Consider the following 14986-nt stretch of genomic DNA (forward strand, 5'->3'; position numbering starts at 1 on the left):
AAGCACCATGCATATCGTGCGTATCGGCGCCGAGGCGACCGAATTGCGTCCCGCCGAGGAGATCGGCGCCAAGGCCGCCAACCTCGCCCGGATGGCGGCGCTGGGCCTGCCGGTGCCGCCGGCTTTCGTGCTGCCGGTCAAGCTCTGCGCCGACATCATCGCGGGGCACGCGCATGCGGAGCGTCATCTGAGCGACGGGCTCAAGGAAGGAATTGCCTTCCTGGAGAGCGCGACCGGAAGGCGGTTCGGCGACCGGCGGCTGCCGCTGCTGGTCTCGGTGCGCTCGGGCGCCGCCCGATCGATGCCGGGCATGCTCGACACCGTGCTCAATGTCGGCTGCACGTCGGATGCCGTGCACGGCCTGATCCGTGCGACCGGCCGGCCGCGGCTCGCCTGGGACTGCCGGCGGCGCTTCCTGGAGAGTTTTGGCGAGACGGTGCTCGGGCTGGACGCCGCCGCATTCGCGGCCCGCATCTCGGAACTGGTCGAGGCCGAAGGTGCCGAGAACGATCGTGCGCTCGACAGCGAAGCGCTGGAGCGGCTTGCCGGCGACGAACAGGCGCTGGTCGAGGATCACGCCGATGGGTGGCTCGAGGATGCGGTCGCGCAGCTCGAGGCCGCGGCGCAAGCCGTCTACCGGTCCTGGACGAGCGAGCGGGCGAAGACCTATCGGAAACTCCAGCAACTCGAAGGGCTCCAGGGCACCGCCGTCACGGTGCAGGCGATGGTGTTCGGCAATGGCGGGCTGGCATCGGGTGCCGGGGTGGCCTTCTCGCGCGATCCTTCGACCGGCGCACCGCGCCCGATGATCGATCTCGTGCTCGATGCGCAGGGCGAGGACGTCGTGTCCGGGCGCCGCTCCCCCGACGCCGAGGATGCGATCGTGCGCGCACTGCCGCGGACCGAAGCCGAGCTTGGCGATATCCTGAAGCGGCTCGAGCGTGAATTTTGCGACGTGCAGGACGTCGAGTTCACCGTCGAAGATGGCAGGCTGTGGATCCTCCAGACGCGCGCGGCCAAGCGAACGCCGCGTGCGGCGGTCAGGATCGCGATCGACCTCGTGCATGAGGGGCTGATCACGCAGGACGAGGCGCTGGAGCGGATCGCCGGGATCGACCTCGCCTCGCTCGCCGCGACCGCACTGGTCTGCGCGGGCGAGCCGGCGGCGATCGGCATCGGCGCGTCCGGGGGCATCGGCGTCGGCCGCGCGGTCTTCGACGCCGAAAGCGCCCAGCGCCTGTCGGCCACAGGCGATCCGGTCATCCTGCTGCGTCCCGACACCAGCACCGCGGACGTCGCAGGCTTCGCGGTGGCGGCCGGCATCGTCACGGCGGTCGGCGCGCGGACCTCGCATGCGGCGCTGGTGGCGCGGCAGATGGGCAAGCCCTGCGTGGTCGGCTGTCACGCGCTGAAGATCGATCCTGTCTCGCGGCAGGCCCAGCTTGCCGACGCGACATTGTCGGAGGGCGACTGGATCACGATCGAGGGCGATGCGGGACAACTCTATCTCGGACGCTGCCGCACGGTGGAGACGCGCCCCGACGCCGAACTCGCCGAGATCGCGAAATGGCAATCGCAGGCCGGCGACCTCGATCCGCCGGCACGCGCCGCCGCGGCTCAGTGAATGCCGGCGAAGATCTGGATACACCCGATCGCGACCTCGATCAGGATCAGCACCACCACGGCGATCTCGAGACGCAACGAGCGCTCGGTGTCGATGATGTCTGTCAGCGCATTGGCCGTCTCGGACACGGCGGTGAGCTTGCGCTCGAGCGTGTCGAGGCGCTCCTTCAATTCGTACTCGTCTTCGAGGCGGGCATAGAGCCGGTCGAGCTCGGGCTTCTCCCAGAGCACGTCGGGCTTCTCGGCGACGGCGACGCGGCCGGCGACGCGCTGCTGCACCAGCAGCGCGTTGCCGATCAGTTGCAGAATGGCCCTGCGCCGGCGCGGCGTGCGGCCGCGCTCGGCGAGCTCGCGCGCGAACGGCTCGATGACGTCGAACACGGCCGCGACACGCCGTTCGTCGCGCGCCAGCGACGTGCTCTTGGCGAGCGCGTCGGCAACCAGAAGCAACCGGTCGTCGGAGAATTTGGCGAGGCAGATCGGCCCGCCCGGCTGGATCACCTCGGCGTTCTCGTCGTTGCAGAGCTGCGCCTGCGCGGTCTCTTCCTCATAGGGGCTGAGCTCGCCGATCACGCGCGGCTTCAGGCTGTCGATCAGCACCTTCTCCTCCGAAGGCAACAGGCCGATCAGCACCACGACGCCGTAGCGGAAGATCACGGCAAGGCCGGCATGGACGCGGAAGGCGGCCGGCGTCGACGACACCAGCGCGCCGAGCTCGAGGCCCGAAGCATTGATGCGGTCGCCCAGCATCAGCGCCCGGATCCGCAAGGTCGGCGCGGCGGCCGGCCTGGGAGATGTCGACGGCGCGCTAACAGCAAGTTGATCGGCAGTCATACGAAGCCCTCTTCAGCACAATGGATTGCCTGCTTTTCCCGTTCCCGGGCGTCGTTCCGCTCGCATCCTCCTCTCGTAGGATTGCGATCCGCCTGCGTGGCGCGCAAGATCGGAACGAAACTCCGGGTTAATACGGTCAAGACAAAGCTGCGCCGAAATATTCAGCAACATTGCCATCCCGCGCGGGACATCTTTGGATGCGATGGCTCTGGCAGTTTACCATCGAACGGCGGAGCCCCCGCCGAAAAGTTGCACTCGGCATTGCCGCGTGTTTATGACAACATCATAACAAGTTACGCTTCTCCCGAAGTGCGGACATCGAAGCCTCAACCATGCTGAGCGTCATCATTCCGACCGAGGGCGTCGAGCAGACGGCGGTCGCAACTCTGGCCGCGCTGGTCCCCGGCGCCGCCGCGGGCATCGTCCGGGAAGTGCTCCTGGTCGACGGCACCCGCAACGGCGTCATCGAGCGCGTGGCCGACGTCGCCGGCTGCCGTTTCATCGGCTTCGAGGGATCCTCGCAGGGCGCGGCGCTGGCCGCCGGTGCGCTCCAGGCCCGGTCGGCCTGGCTGATGTTCCTGCCCGCAGGCGCGGTGCTGGAAACCGGCTGGATCGAGGAGACCACCCAATTCATCCAGGCCGTCGCGAGCAGCGGCCGGGACCGCGCGGCGGTGTTCCGCTACGCCCGCTCGCCCTACGCCGACACCGGATTCCGCGACATGCTCCGCGCCGTGGCCCGCAAGCTGGTCGGCCCGCTCGGCGATCAGGGACTTTTGATCGCGCGTGACCATTACGACCGGATCGGCGGCTACCCGCCCCAGGCCCGCCGCTCCGAGGCGCGGCTGCTGCGCCGGCTCGGCCGCTCGTCCCGAACCATGCTGCGCAGCCGGATCGTCATGGTCGGCTGAAGTCACTTTTTAGACTCGCCCTTGATACTTGCCAACGTCAAATAATTGTTTGACAATGGCAAATATTGAGGTGACCCATGCCGTCAAGCCCTCTGCCATCAAGCTCGTCGTCATCAAGCGCTGCGGCCGGACAGGTCGCCGACGACCAGGTTCAGGCGGTCCGCGCCTTCAACCGCTTCTACACCCACAAGCTCGGCGTTCTCGACCAGCAGCTCCTGAAGAGCCCGTTCTCGCTGAGCGAGGCCCGCGTGCTCTACGAGCTCGCCCATGGAGGCGAGCAATCGGCCAAGGAGATCGGCATCGCGCTCGGGCTCGACGCCGGCTATCTCAGCCGCATCGTGCAGAATTTCGACGAGAGCGGCCTGATCGCGCGCAAGCCGCTTGCCAGCGACCGCCGGCAGGTTCAGCTCAGCCTGACCGCAAAGGGCCGCCAGGCCTTCGCCAAGCTGGAGCGCTCGTCCCAGGAGGACGTCGCCGCGATGCTGCGGCCGCTGCCGGACGAGGAGCGCAGGCGGCTCACCGGAGCGATGGAGACGATCGAGCGGCTGCTCGCTTTGCCGCGCGCGCCGGCGCCGCGCGCGATCCTGCGCGATCCCCGCCCCGGCGACATGGGCTGGGTGGTGCAGAGCCACGGCGCGCTCTATGCCGGCGAATACGGCTTCGATTCCGGCTTCGAGGCGCTGGTGGCCGAGATCGTCGCCAAATACATGACCTCCTACGATGCCTCGCGCGAGCGCTGCTGGATCGCCGACATCGAGGGCCGCCCGGTCGGCTCGGTGTTCCTGGTGAAGGCCAGCGACGACGTCGCCAAGCTGCGGCTGCTGCTGCTCGACCCCGCCGCACGCGGACAGGGTCTCGGCCAGCGGCTGGTCGCCGAATGCGTCTCGTTCGCACGGGCCTGCGGCTATCGGCGGATGACACTGTGGACGCAGAGCAATCTCACAGCCGCGCGAAAAATCTATCAGGATGCCGGCTTCAAGCTGGTCGCCACCGAGCCGCACCGCAGCTTCGGCCAGAACCTCGTCGGCGAAACCTGGGAGCGCGATCTCTGATGCACCAGCGGCACCAATCCGCGCACCGCATCACCGGAGAGCTCGTCGATCTCTACAAGCGCCGGGCGCGACGCCTGCACGCGGAGGCGTGCCGGCAGATGTGGCTGATGGTGTGGAGTTCGCTGACCAACAAATTCTAGTCGAGAACGAGTGTCGCAAAGAGCGAGATGCGCATCGCGATGCCCTCGCCCCTTGTGGGAGAGGGCAGCGACGCCGGTAGACGCGGGCTCAGTTGGGTGAGGGGTATGTCTCCGCGAGCACAGGTCTCCGCGGAGGGAACCCCTCATCCGGCGCTTCGCGCCACCTTCTCCCACAAGGGGGAGAAGGGAAGAAAGCGTCAACGCCGGCAACTACGCAGTCGCGCCTTGCGCCTTCGGCCGGCGCAGATGCTCGTCGAGGCGCGGCATGATCTCGACGAAATTGCAGGGGCGCGTGCGGTAGTCGAGCTGAGCGGCGAGAATGCCGTCCCAGCCGTCGCGGCAGGCGCCGGGAGAGCCGGGCAGGCAGAAGATGTAGGTTGCCCCGGCAACGCCCGCGGTGGCGCGGCTCTGGATCGTCGAGGTGCCGATCTTGGCGTGGCTCAGCATGTGGAATGCGATCGAGAAACCGTCCATGCGTTTCTCGAACAAGGGCTCGATCGCCTCCGGCGTGACGTCGCGCCCGGTGAAGCCGGTGCCGCCGGTGGTGATGACGACGTCGACGCCGCTATCCGCAATCCAGCGGCGGATGACGGCGCGGATCGCCTCGACGTCGTCGGTGACGATCTCGCGCGCGGCAAGATGATGGCCCGCGCCGGTGAGGCGGTCGGCCAGCGTCTGGCCGGACTTGTCGTCGGCGAGCGCGCGCGTGTCGGAGACGGTCAGCACCGCGATGTTGAGCGGGATGAACTGTTTTGCTTCGTCGATCGAGGCCACGACTTCACTCCTGTTTCCCCGGCCACCGCCGTCATCCCCGGACGAACGCATTTGCGTTCGCTCGGGAGGTGCGCGCTCTTGCGGCGCAAGCGCACCGCAAGGGCGCACCTCGAAGGATGGGCCGGGAGCTCGCCATCCTTCGAGGCTCGCCGAAGAGGCGAGCACCTCAGGATGACGCCACTACTCCTGCATTCCCGGATGCGCAATTGGGCATCATAGTTCGTGCTGCGCTACGTCCGGGGCACGAAGTCCAGTGTACTACGACCCGCCGCCGAACGTGTTGCAGGCCTGGACCGTGCCCTGCTGGTAGCCGGTCATGAACCATTGCTTGCGCTGCGCGGCCGAGCCATGGGTGAAGGAATCGGGCACGACGCGTCCGGTGGCCTGACGCTGGAGCGTGTCGTCGCCGATCGCACTGGCCGTGGTCAGCGCGGCGTCGATGTCGCCGGCTTCCAGGAAGTTCGGACGCTTCTTCGCCTCGCGGTTGACCCAGACGCCGGACAGACAGTCCGCCTGCAACTCCACCTTGACCTGGAGCGCGTTGGCCTCGGCCTTGCTGCCGGCCTGCTGCTGAAGCCGCGTCACGCGCGGAATGATGCCGAGCAGGTTCTGGATGTGGTGGCCGGCTTCATGCGCGATGATGTAGGCGGTGGTGAAATTGCAGGCCGACTTGCCGGAGCAGCCGCGGAAGCGCGTCTCGACCTCGCGGAAGAAGCCGGTGTCGAGGAAGATGGTGCGATCCGGCGGACAGTAGAAGGGGCCCATCGCCGACTGCGCCATGCCGCAGCGGCCGCCATTGGTGGCGTTGCGGAACAGCACGATCTTCGGACCGGTGTAGGACTGGCCGCTGGCCTGGAAGATCTCGCTCCAGCGGTCGTCGATCTCGCCGAGGATGCCGGAGATCATGCTGCCCATCTCGTCGGTCGGCGCGCCGCGCTTGGCCGACGTCGACTGGCGATCGGTCTGGTAGCTCGGCGCCTGGCCGCCGCCGGTGAGGATCTCGGCGCCGCCGATCAGGATGCGCGGATCGATGCCGAAGGCGTAGCCGATCAGGCCGAGCACGATGATGGTGCCGATGCCGAGCCCGCCGCCGCCCATGGGCAGGCCAAACCCGCCGCCTCCGCCGCCGCCAAACCCGCCGCCGCCTTCGTCGCGACGATCCTCGATGTCGTCGCTGCGGCGGAAATCATCGTAGCGCATGGCGGGCTTCCCTTAAGTCCTTGATGGCGTCAATTGGGCGCAAATGCGACAAAGCTCAACGCGCCACATACGTAAAATTTCCGTTGCCTTTATCAATATCCCGCTCGGCAATTATTGCCTAGTGCGACAGCATGCCGATGCCAGCAATTTTTTCCGAGGGTTGAGCAATTTTTTCCGAGAGAAATTTGGAGTCGTTTCGCAGCTCCAGCGGCTCCCGCAGCGCGAAGAAACGAGAAATACACTGTAAAACTCGGCGAATGCGAACAGCGAACCACGCACGACGCGCGATGCGAGGCCTGCACACGAAAGCGGCGGATTAAGTCGATTTTTACTTTGCCCCTTCAATGTAACGGTCAGTCGGTTGTTTGGTCCCGCGTCGCCGACAGCGTCGCCTGAGTCAGAGTTCTTGAGTCATGGTAGAGTCGCGTCGCGGGGCGTCTGCAAGGGCGCCCCGCACAAATTTTGAGTCTTCGTCGCATCGCATCATCCTCGGTGATTGCGTCGCCGAGATGTCGAAGCTTCAGGCTGGTTCGGTCGATCTGGTGTTCGCAGATCCGCCGTACAATCTCCAGCTCAAGGGCGATCTGAAGCGCCCCGACGAATCCCATGTCGATGCCGTCAACGACGACTGGGACAAGTTCGATTCATTCTCCGCCTATGACGATTTCACCCGCGCCTGGCTGCTTGCCGCCCGCCGCGCGATGAAGCCGTCGGCGACGATCTGGGTGATCGGCTCCTATCACAACATCTTCCGCGTCGGCGCGATCATGCAGGACCTCGGTTTCTGGCTCCTGAACGACATCGTCTGGCGCAAGACCAACCCGATGCCGAACTTCCGCGGCCGCCGCTTCACCAACGCGCACGAGACCATGATCTGGGCCGCGCGCGACGAGAAGGCCAAGGGCTACACCTTCAACTACGAAGCGCTGAAGGCCGCCAACGAGGACGTGCAGGCACGTTCCGACTGGCTGATCCCGCTCTGCACCGGCGAGGAGCGCCTCAAGGGCGCCGACGGCAAGAAAGTGCATCCGACGCAGAAGCCGGAAGGCCTGCTCGCGCGCGTGCTGCTGTCGTCATCGAAGCCCGGCGATCTCGTGATCGACCCCTTCAACGGCACCGGCACCACCGGCGCCGTCGCCAAACGTCTCGGCCGCTCCTATATCGGCTTCGAGCGCGACAAGACCTACGCCAAGGCCGCCGAGGCCCGCATCGCCGCGGTCGAGCCGCTGCCGGAGGCAAGCCTTGCCCCGTTCATGACCGCGCGCGAGGCGCCGCGGGTCGCGTTCTCCGAGCTGATCGAGCGCGGCATGATCATGCCCGGCACGAAGCTGTTCGACGCCAAGAAGAAGCTCGGCGCACTGGTCCGCGCCGACGGCGCCATCATGTTCGGCGACAAGGTCGGCTCGATCCACCGCATCGGCGCGGTGGCGCAGGGCGCGCAGGCCTGCAACGGCTGGACCTTCTGGCACGTCGAGACCAAGAAGGGTCTCAAGCTGATCGACGAGCTCCGCGCCGAGATCCGCTCCGGCATGGCGGCGGAGTAGTCCTCCCTCTCCTCCGTCATTCCGGGGCTCGCGAAGCGAGAACCGGAATCCATCGAACCCAAGCACACGCCGCCCAATGGACTCTCAGATGCGCAATTGCGCATCATAGCTCGCGCCAAGAGGCGCGCCCGGAGTGACAGCGGTGGTTGAAAGCCAGCGGAACCAGGACTAGATTCGACCGATCAGCCCCGTCCTGACCGGTTGGCTCTCATGCGACGACAGTCCGAGACCTTGCTGCTGGTGCCGCTGCTGCCGATCTTCCTGCTCGGCATGTTTCCGATGTTCCTGATCGCGCTGCTGGGATTTTTCGGCCTCGCTCTGTTCGGCGTGCTCGTGGTCTGCGTCGGGCTCGCCAGCAGCAACGAGGCGCACGACGATTTCAATCACGACGTCATCGTGCACGGCTACTCGCGCGGATCGGAGCGATCGGCACGGGCCTCCGACATGCATCTTGCCGCGCGGCTCGGGCTGCGGCTGGAAGCCGTCGGCGCCGGGATGATTATTACGGCGGCGATCGGCCTTTGTTACGCCGGCTGATCTGCGCGGCGCGCAGGTACCGCCCGGCAAACTCGCCGGTTGCCCTCCCCGACGAGCTTCAGGCAAGACAGGCCGACCCCGCGGCGATGACGCTGCGTTCACTCTCGGCAAGAAACACTGGGGAGATGTGTGATGCTCAAATTCTATTTCAACGGTTCGCCGAACCCGACCAAGGTCGCGCTTTATCTCGAAGAGTCCGGCCTTCCTTTCGAGCCGGTGAAGATCGACACCCGCAAGGGCGAGCAGTTCACGCCGGATTTCCTCAAGATCAATCCGAACGGCAAGGTGCCGGCGATCGACGACGGCGGCACGATCGTGTTCGACTCGAACGCCATCCTGCTCTATCTCGCCGAGAAGACCGGAAAATTCCTGCCCGCCGCGTCGTTGCGCGGCGAGACGCTGTCATGGCTGATGTTCATCGCCACCGGCGTCGGCCCGTATTCGGGCCAGGCCGTGCACTTCAAGCATTTCGCGCCGAAGGATCAGAACCACGACTACGCCCATAACCGCTATCAGTACGAGACCGATCGCCACTACAAGATTCTCCACGGCCACCTCAAAGACCACCGCTACATGGTCGGCGACAGCTATTCGATCGTCGACATGGCGCTGTGGGGCTGGGCGCGGATGGTGCCATTCAAGCTCGGCGACGACGCCTTTGCACGATATCCGAACGTAAAGCGCCTGGTCGACGAGATCTCGGCGCGCCCTGCGGCTGTGCGCGCGATCGGGCTGAAGGACAAGTTCACCTTCAAGGCCGAGATGGACGACGAAGCGCGCGCCAACATGTTCAAGCACATGATGACCAAGGTCGCCTGATCGCGCCACGCCTTCAACCCGGGTCCACGCGCATGCGCGTGGACCTTTGCTTTTGAAACGCCAGCGCCGATCAGGCGGCGTGGACCGAGTTCAGGAACCTGGCGACCTCCTGCTTCAGCCGGTTGCTGTCGGCCGACAGCGAGCGCGCCGCCGAGAGCACCTGCGAGGAGGCCGAACCGGTCTCGGAGGCACCGCGCTGCACGTCGCCGATATTGGTGGAAACGCGCTGGGTGCCGTGGGCCGCCTGCTGGACGTTGCGGGAGATCTCCTGCGTCGCCGCGCCCTGCTGCTCCACGGCCGCCGCGACCGTCGAGGAAATCTCCGACAGCCGCTCGATGGTGCCGCTGATCTCCCTGATGGCGCCGACGGATTGCTCGGTAGCGGCCTGGATGTTGGAAATCTGCTGGCCGATCTCACCGGTCGCTTTCGCGGTCTGCTCGGCCAGCGCCTTGACCTCGGAGGCGACCACGGCAAAGCCGCGGCCGGCCTCGCCCGCGCGCGCCGCCTCGATGGTGGCGTTCAGCGCCAGCAGATTGGTCTGGCCCGCGATGGTGCTGATCAGCTCGACCACGTCGCCGATGCGGGCGGCCGCCTTGGAGAGCTCGCCGACCCGGTCGTTGGTCCTGCTCGCCTGCCCCACCGCCTCGCTGGCGATGCGGGCGGATTCCTGCACCTGGCGGGCGATCTCCGAAACCGAGGAGGACAGCTCCTCGGTCGCGGAGGCAACCGCCTGTACGTTGGCCGAGGCCTCTTGTGAGGCGCTGGCGACTTCCGTGGACAGGTCCTGGGCCCGCGAGGCGGTCGTGGTCAACGTGCCGGCCGAGGCCTCCAACTCGTTCGATGCCGACGACACGGTGTCGACGATCTCGCCGACCGCCTGCTCGAACTGGTCGGCGAGCCGGACCATGTCTTTCTTGCGGCCCTCGGCCTGCCGCGCCTCGACCTCGACCTGCTCGTGACGCAGGCGCTCGGTCTCGACCATGCTCTCCTTGAACACCTGGATCGCCTTGGCCATGTCGCCGATCTCGTCGCGATTGCCACGGCCCGGAATCTCGACCTTGAGATCGCCACCGGCGAGGGCTCCCATCGCCCGGGTCATCGTGGTCAGCGGTCCGACGATGCTGCGCGCGATCAGGAAGGCGACGAGGCTGCCGAACAGGATCGCAAGGCCGCCGGCGACTTCCTGGATCCAGGTCGTATTGGCAATGACGCCATCGGCGGCCGCGCGCGACTTCTGGTAGTCGGCCTTCAATCCGGTCTCCGCCATCTTGAGCTTGTCGACGCTTTCGCCGATCAGGGGAGCGATACTGTTGCGGTAGATTTCATCGGCCTGGAGGATTGCGGCGGAGGTCGTCTCGAACGCCGCCTTGTAGGCCGAAAGCGAGCTCTTGATCGGTCCGAACGCGACCTTGACCTCGTCCGGCAGACCGGCCTCCTGCAGTGACTTGAGCGCTTGCTGCGCCCGATCGACATTGGTCCTGAAGGTCGCCGGCCCCTTTGCGTCCCGGACGGCGAGGAAGCGCCAGTTTGCGACACGAACCAGCAGGATCTTGGATTCGAGATCGGCGACAGGGGCGGTCACGCTGGTATCGCCAGTTTCACGCGCGGCGTCGACGAGCTTGCCGCTATTGGCGGTCAGCTCATCCCCGCCGGCGAGCAGAACAGCCTTGCCTTTCGCCGTCTCGTTGACGGCGGTGCCCATGCTCTCGCGCAGGGACTTCATCTTTTCGACGTCACCGATCAGGCCATTGTAGATCTTGAGCCGCTCCTCGGAGACCGTCGACTTGGCCGCGTCCTTCAGCAGCTCCACCGTCGCCCCCTCCCGCTCCGCAGCCTCCTTGAAGGCCGGCTCGTTGGCGTCATAGATGTAGCGGAGATTGGCGCGCCGCAGCGCCTGGAGGTTGATCGAGATTTCCTGGACGCGGGCCGTGTTGTCCGAGAGTGCGGATAGCCGCGCCATCTGGCCCTGGACCGCCCACAAATTCCAGATCGCGACCGCGGCCATGATCAAGCCAACGACAACGAGAACCGAAAATCCGGCGTAGAGACGCCCCCGGATTCTGAAACGCAAGCTCGGCATCTGCACCGTCCATCCATAGCAAGAGAGATGGAGTAACCGAACGACTCCCCGACGTCGCAGCGGCCCCCCGCCCAGCCGCAATCACCTTTCGGAGATTCGCGCTGCACCGCGACACCATGAAGAATACTTCTTAATTCAATGCTGCATTTGCCACGCGTCGACTACGGAGGATCGCACGAAAGAATGCCCGCGGAGATGGCGGGCACCGCCAGGTCTGCAATCATCTGAACAGGAATGTGGCAATCGAAACTGTCCGACGCGGTTTGCGCCAGGGCGCAGTGCGAGTCGCACGCCCAGCAAAATTGTATCGACGAATTTATCCGGGCATCGAGCAGCTGCCCGCGCGATCGAGCTGAAGGATCCACCCGCGCCGCGCAGGTCCACGCGCATGCGCGTGGACCTTTGCTCTTGAGACGCCCGCGCCGATCAGGCGGCGTGGACCGAGTTCAGGAACCTCGCGACTTCCTGCTTCAGCCGGTTGCTGTCGGCCGACAGCGAGCGCGCCGCCGAGAGCACCTGCGAGGAGGCCGAACCGGTCTCGGAGGCGCCGCGCTGCACGTCGCCGATATTGGTCGAGACGCGCTGGGTGCCGTGGGCCGCCTGCTGGACGTTGCGGGAGATTTCCTGCGTCGCCGCGCCCTGCTGCTCCACGGCCGCCGCGACCGTCGACGAGATCTCCGACAGCCGCTCGATCGTGCCGCTGATCTCCCTGATGGCGCCGACGGATTGCTCGGTAGCGGCCTGGATGTTGGAAATCTGCTGGCCGATCTCACCGGTCGCTTTCGCGGTCTGCTCGGCCAGCGCCTTGACCTCGGAGGCAACCACGGCAAAGCCGCGGCCGGCCTCGCCCGCGCGCGCCGCCTCGATGGTGGCGTTCAGCGCCAGCAGATTGGTCTGGCCGGCGATGGTGCTGATCAGCTCGACCACGTCGCCGATGCGGGCGGCGGCCTTGGAGAGCTCGCCGACCCGGTCGTTGGTCCTGCTCGCCTGCCCCACCGCCTCGCTGGCGATGCGGGCGGATTCCTGCACCTGGCGGGCGATCTCCGAAACCGAGGAGGACAGCTCCTCGGTCGCGGAGGCAACCGCCTGTACGTTGGCCGAGGCCTCTTGTGAGGCGCTGGCGACTTCCGTGGACAGGTCCTGGGCCCGCGAGGCGGTCGTGGTCAACGTGCCGGCCGAGGCCTCCAACTCGTTCGATGCCGACGACACGGTGTCGACGATCTCGCCGACCGCCTGCTCGAACTGGTCGGCGAGCCGGACCATGTCTTTCTTGCGGCCCTCGGCCTGCCGCGCCTCGACCTCCACCTGCTCCGCGCGCATGCGCTCGGTGTCGACCATGTTGTTCTTGAACACCTCGATCGCCTTGGCCATGTCGCCGATCTCGTCGGCCTTGCCGCGGCCGGGAATCTCGACCTCGAGATTGCCACCGGCGAGCAGCCCCATCGCGCGCGTCATCGAGGTCAGGGGACCGACGATGCTGCGGGCGATCAGGAAGGCGACGATCAACCCGAACAGAACGGCGAGGCCGCCCGCGATCGCCTGCACGGACGTCGTGCCCTCGATCACGGCTTCGGCGGTGGTACGCGAATCCTTGTAGTCCTTCTTCAGGGTGGTTTCGGCGACCTTGAGCTTGCCGATGCTCTCGACGATGAGCGGGGCGAGGTTCTTGTGATAGATCTCGTCGGCCTGGAGCATCGCGGCCGACGTCGTCTCGAACGCGGATTTGTAGATTCCGAGCGAGGTCTTCACCGGCGCGAGCGTGGCGCGCAATTCCGTCGCCTGCGGGCTCTTTTCGAGCGCCGTGAGCCGCTGCATGGCCCTGTCGACATTCGTCCTGAAGTTGGCCGGCCCCTTGGTGTCGCGCAGGGCCAAGAAACGCCAGTTCGCGATCTGGACGAGAAGGAGCCTGGATTCGAGGTCCGCAACGAGGGCCGCGGTGTCTTCGTCAACGGCTGCGCGCGCCGTATCGACCAGCTTGCCCATCTTGACGGTCAGTTCGTCGCCGCTCGGCAACAGCGTCGCCTTGCCGGTTCGCGCCTCGTTGACGGCGTCGCCGAGATTGTCACGCAGGCTCCGCATCCTGGCGATGTCGGTGATGAGATCTTCGTAGAGCTTACGCCGCTCCTCGGAGGCCGTCCCCTGCGCTCCGACCTTCAACAGCTCGGTCGCCGCGGCTTCCCGTTCAGAAGCTTCCTTCATCGCAGGTTCGCTGGCGTCGTAGATGTAGCGCAGATTGGCCCGCTGGATCGCCTGGAGATGGGTCGAGATCTCCAGAACCCGCGCCGTGCTGTCCGAGAACGCCGAGAGTTTTGCGACCTGATCCTGCACGGCCCGCAAGTTCCAGATGGCGACCACCGCCATCACGAGACCGACCGCCACCAAGGCCATGAAGCCTGCGTACAGGCGTCCCCTGATCCGCAAACGAAATTTCGGCATTCCCACTGTCCACCCAGATGCATGTGAATTCGAGCGGCCGAACGTCCGGCGATCGTCACCGGCCACCCTGGCAGCCGTGGGTCGTTGCTCGGCGACCCACGCTGCACCGCGACACAATGGGGGACACTCGTTAATTGAACCTTCTAATCCTTCGCGCGTGCGCGCGAAGGATCGCAGCAGAACTGCTGATTTTATCGGCAGTTGCGCAAGGTTTTGGCGCAAGGCCCGCAGGCGCATGCAGATCGCTGCATGGAGCGTCCCGATGGACGTTCGTCAGGCCGCCCCTGCGTCATTTTGCCAAGCGCGTTCTCGACCGCTTCCAGCGGGGGCGAGGCAACGCCTTCCGATCTTAACTTCGCCGGCGGGGCTTATGCAGCTCGTACGCAATCTCCGACCGGGTCATCCCGCAGTCCTGCAGCTCCCGCTCGGTCATGGCAGCGAGCTGGCACCGGGCCCGGGACCGCTCCCGCCCGATCCGCATGATCTCCACCAGCGTCCGCCAGGCCCGCACGACCATTGACGGCCGTAACGGACCGGGTCGGTCGGTCGGCGCGACGTCGATCAATCCGGTCAGCTCGCGGCCCTCGCGGGTGTTTGCGGAAACGGGCCGAGCGCCTTCTCGGTCAGGACCGAGTCGCAATATTCCCGGATCTCCTTGATCCTGCCGCCCTCCAGGCGAAACACCAGGCAGTAATCGTTGTCGTAGCGCACGCCTTCCGGCGTGACGTTGTCGCCCTTGGCTTCGACCACGACGATGTCGCCATCGGCGATAAAGCGGTGGGCAACGGTGCGCGTCCGGTCGCGCAGGCGGGTGCGCACATAGCCGTGCAGATCGTTGAGGATCGCTTCCTTGCCGGTGAAGGTGCGCGACCAGGAATACTGGCCGGTCACGACCCATCTGGCATCGTCGGCGAGGCTTGCGGTGAACAGGGCGCGGTCGCGCGCGCCCGGATCGGGGTTGGCGGCGGCGGCGAAAATATCCTGCATCAGTTTCTTGTTGGCGGCAGCGCTCATGGCGGCATCTCCGTGTGGTGGCGTC

14 protein-coding genes are annotated in these 14986 nt (G+C 66.1%); 7 read left to right on the top strand and 7 right to left on the bottom strand.

What is annotated here, in order from left to right:
- The first annotated feature begins 7 nt into the window (after window positions 1–7).
- Entirely contained in the window at window positions 8–1624 is a 1617-nt protein-coding gene (locus AB5K84_RS34675; protein WP_011085302.1) for a PEP/pyruvate-binding domain-containing protein, read from the top strand.
- Here the strand turns inward: AB5K84_RS34675 and AB5K84_RS34680 are convergent.
- On the bottom strand, window positions 1618–2457 hold the full coding sequence (locus AB5K84_RS34680; RefSeq protein WP_028175591.1) for an RMD1 family protein: 840 nt from the start codon (window positions 2455–2457) through the stop codon (window positions 1618–1620). The two genes, AB5K84_RS34675 and AB5K84_RS34680, sit on opposite strands and share 7 nt — an antisense overlap.
- A 332-nt stretch (window positions 2458–2789) precedes the next feature.
- Here AB5K84_RS34680 and AB5K84_RS34685 point away from each other — a divergent pair, with 332 nt between their 5' ends.
- The 3 genes from AB5K84_RS34685 to AB5K84_RS34695 all read left to right on the top strand — a co-directional run bounded on the left by AB5K84_RS34685 (window position 2790) and on the right by AB5K84_RS34695 (window position 4557).
- A complete protein-coding gene (locus tag AB5K84_RS34685; protein WP_011085300.1) occupies window positions 2790–3365 on the top strand; it encodes a glycosyl transferase in 576 nt (191 codons plus the stop codon).
- 77 nt (window positions 3366–3442) lie between these two features.
- Window positions 3443–4417, top strand: coding sequence for a bifunctional helix-turn-helix transcriptional regulator/GNAT family N-acetyltransferase (locus AB5K84_RS34690; protein WP_011085299.1), 975 nt, complete (start codon window positions 3443–3445; stop codon window positions 4415–4417).
- A complete protein-coding gene (locus AB5K84_RS34695; protein WP_157839392.1) occupies window positions 4417–4557 on the top strand; it encodes a hypothetical protein in 141 nt (46 codons plus the stop codon). Before AB5K84_RS34690 ends, AB5K84_RS34695 begins: the two co-directional genes overlap by 1 nt.
- Before the next feature lie 210 nt (window positions 4558–4767).
- On the opposite strand, the gene moaB is transcribed toward AB5K84_RS34695, so the two are convergent.
- Window positions 4768–5331, bottom strand: a complete 564-nt coding sequence (moaB, locus tag AB5K84_RS34700) for a molybdenum cofactor biosynthesis protein B (protein WP_038965931.1) — start codon at window positions 5329–5331, stop codon at window positions 4768–4770.
- A gap of 258 nt (window positions 5332–5589) precedes the next feature.
- A complete protein-coding gene (ypfJ, locus tag AB5K84_RS34705; protein ID WP_011085297.1) occupies window positions 5590–6531 on the bottom strand; it encodes a KPN_02809 family neutral zinc metallopeptidase in 942 nt (313 codons plus the stop codon).
- Window positions 6532–6944: 413 nt separating this feature from the next.
- On the opposite strand from ypfJ, the gene AB5K84_RS34710 reads away from it, so the two are divergent.
- The 3 genes from AB5K84_RS34710 (at window position 6945) to AB5K84_RS34720 (ending at window position 9431) form a co-directional block, all read left to right on the top strand.
- A complete protein-coding gene (locus tag AB5K84_RS34710) occupies window positions 6945–8075 on the top strand; it encodes a site-specific DNA-methyltransferase (RefSeq protein ID WP_011085296.1) in 1131 nt (376 codons plus the stop codon).
- 210 nt (window positions 8076–8285) lie between these two features.
- Window positions 8286–8612 carry a hypothetical protein gene (locus tag AB5K84_RS34715; RefSeq protein ID WP_028175588.1) on the top strand — a complete coding sequence of 109 codons (327 nt, stop codon included), beginning with the start codon at window positions 8286–8288 and terminating at the stop codon, window positions 8610–8612.
- A 132-nt stretch (window positions 8613–8744) separates the two neighbouring features.
- Window positions 8745–9431 carry a glutathione S-transferase family protein gene (locus AB5K84_RS34720; protein ID WP_063921418.1) on the top strand — a complete coding sequence of 229 codons (687 nt, stop codon included), beginning with the start codon at window positions 8745–8747 and terminating at the stop codon, window positions 9429–9431.
- A gap of 70 nt (window positions 9432–9501) precedes the next feature.
- Here AB5K84_RS34720 and AB5K84_RS34725 read toward each other — a convergent pair whose 3' ends face one another.
- The 4 genes from AB5K84_RS34725 to AB5K84_RS34740 form a co-directional block, all read right to left on the bottom strand.
- Window positions 9502–11511: a methyl-accepting chemotaxis protein gene (locus AB5K84_RS34725; RefSeq protein WP_063921417.1), complete on the bottom strand. Its 2010-nt coding sequence runs from the start codon at window positions 11509–11511 to the stop codon at window positions 9502–9504.
- 426 nt (window positions 11512–11937) lie between these two features.
- Window positions 11938–13947, bottom strand: a complete 2010-nt coding sequence (locus AB5K84_RS34730; protein ID WP_063921416.1) for a HAMP domain-containing methyl-accepting chemotaxis protein — start codon at window positions 13945–13947, stop codon at window positions 11938–11940.
- Window positions 13948–14296: 349 nt separating this feature from the next.
- Window positions 14297–14464, bottom strand: a complete 168-nt coding sequence (locus tag AB5K84_RS34735; RefSeq protein WP_082901080.1) for a DUF1127 domain-containing protein — start codon at window positions 14462–14464, stop codon at window positions 14297–14299.
- 53 nt (window positions 14465–14517) lie between these two features.
- A complete protein-coding gene (locus AB5K84_RS34740; RefSeq protein ID WP_038967975.1) occupies window positions 14518–14961 on the bottom strand; it encodes a nuclear transport factor 2 family protein in 444 nt (147 codons plus the stop codon).
- Window positions 14962–14986 lie beyond the last annotated feature (25 nt).

It is taken from the genome of Bradyrhizobium sp. 1200_D9_N1_1, assembly GCF_052075915.1.
Classification (GTDB): domain Bacteria; phylum Pseudomonadota; class Alphaproteobacteria; order Rhizobiales; family Xanthobacteraceae; genus Bradyrhizobium; species Bradyrhizobium diazoefficiens.

Bases quoted from the DNA above. Each gene is read 5' to 3' on its own strand.
- AB5K84_RS34690 (WP_011085299.1), top strand. From the start codon at position 3,443: ATGCCGTCAAGCCCTCTGCCATCAAGCTCGTCGTCATCAAGCGCTGCG.
- AB5K84_RS34720 (WP_063921418.1), top strand. From the start codon at position 8,745: ATGCTCAAATTCTATTTCAACGGTTCGCCGAACCCGACCAAGGTCGCG.
- AB5K84_RS34710 (WP_011085296.1), top strand. From the start codon at position 6,945: ATGGTAGAGTCGCGTCGCGGGGCGTCTGCAAGGGCGCCCCGCACAAAT.
- AB5K84_RS34695 (WP_157839392.1), top strand. From the start codon at position 4,417: ATGCACCAGCGGCACCAATCCGCGCACCGCATCACCGGAGAGCTCGTC.
- ypfJ (WP_011085297.1), bottom strand. From the start codon at position 6,531: ATGCGCTACGATGATTTCCGCCGCAGCGACGACATCGAGGATCGTCGC.
- AB5K84_RS34735 (WP_082901080.1), bottom strand. From the start codon at position 14,464: ATGGTCGTGCGGGCCTGGCGGACGCTGGTGGAGATCATGCGGATCGGG.
- AB5K84_RS34675 (WP_011085302.1), top strand. From the start codon at position 8: ATGCATATCGTGCGTATCGGCGCCGAGGCGACCGAATTGCGTCCCGCC.
- AB5K84_RS34715 (WP_028175588.1), top strand. From the start codon at position 8,286: ATGCGACGACAGTCCGAGACCTTGCTGCTGGTGCCGCTGCTGCCGATC.
- AB5K84_RS34740 (WP_038967975.1), bottom strand. From the start codon at position 14,961: ATGAGCGCTGCCGCCAACAAGAAACTGATGCAGGATATTTTCGCCGCC.
- AB5K84_RS34685 (WP_011085300.1), top strand. From the start codon at position 2,790: ATGCTGAGCGTCATCATTCCGACCGAGGGCGTCGAGCAGACGGCGGTC.
- AB5K84_RS34730 (WP_063921416.1), bottom strand. From the start codon at position 13,947: ATGCCGAAATTTCGTTTGCGGATCAGGGGACGCCTGTACGCAGGCTTC.
- AB5K84_RS34680 (WP_028175591.1), bottom strand. From the start codon at position 2,457: ATGACTGCCGATCAACTTGCTGTTAGCGCGCCGTCGACATCTCCCAGG.
- AB5K84_RS34725 (WP_063921417.1), bottom strand. From the start codon at position 11,511: ATGCCGAGCTTGCGTTTCAGAATCCGGGGGCGTCTCTACGCCGGATTT.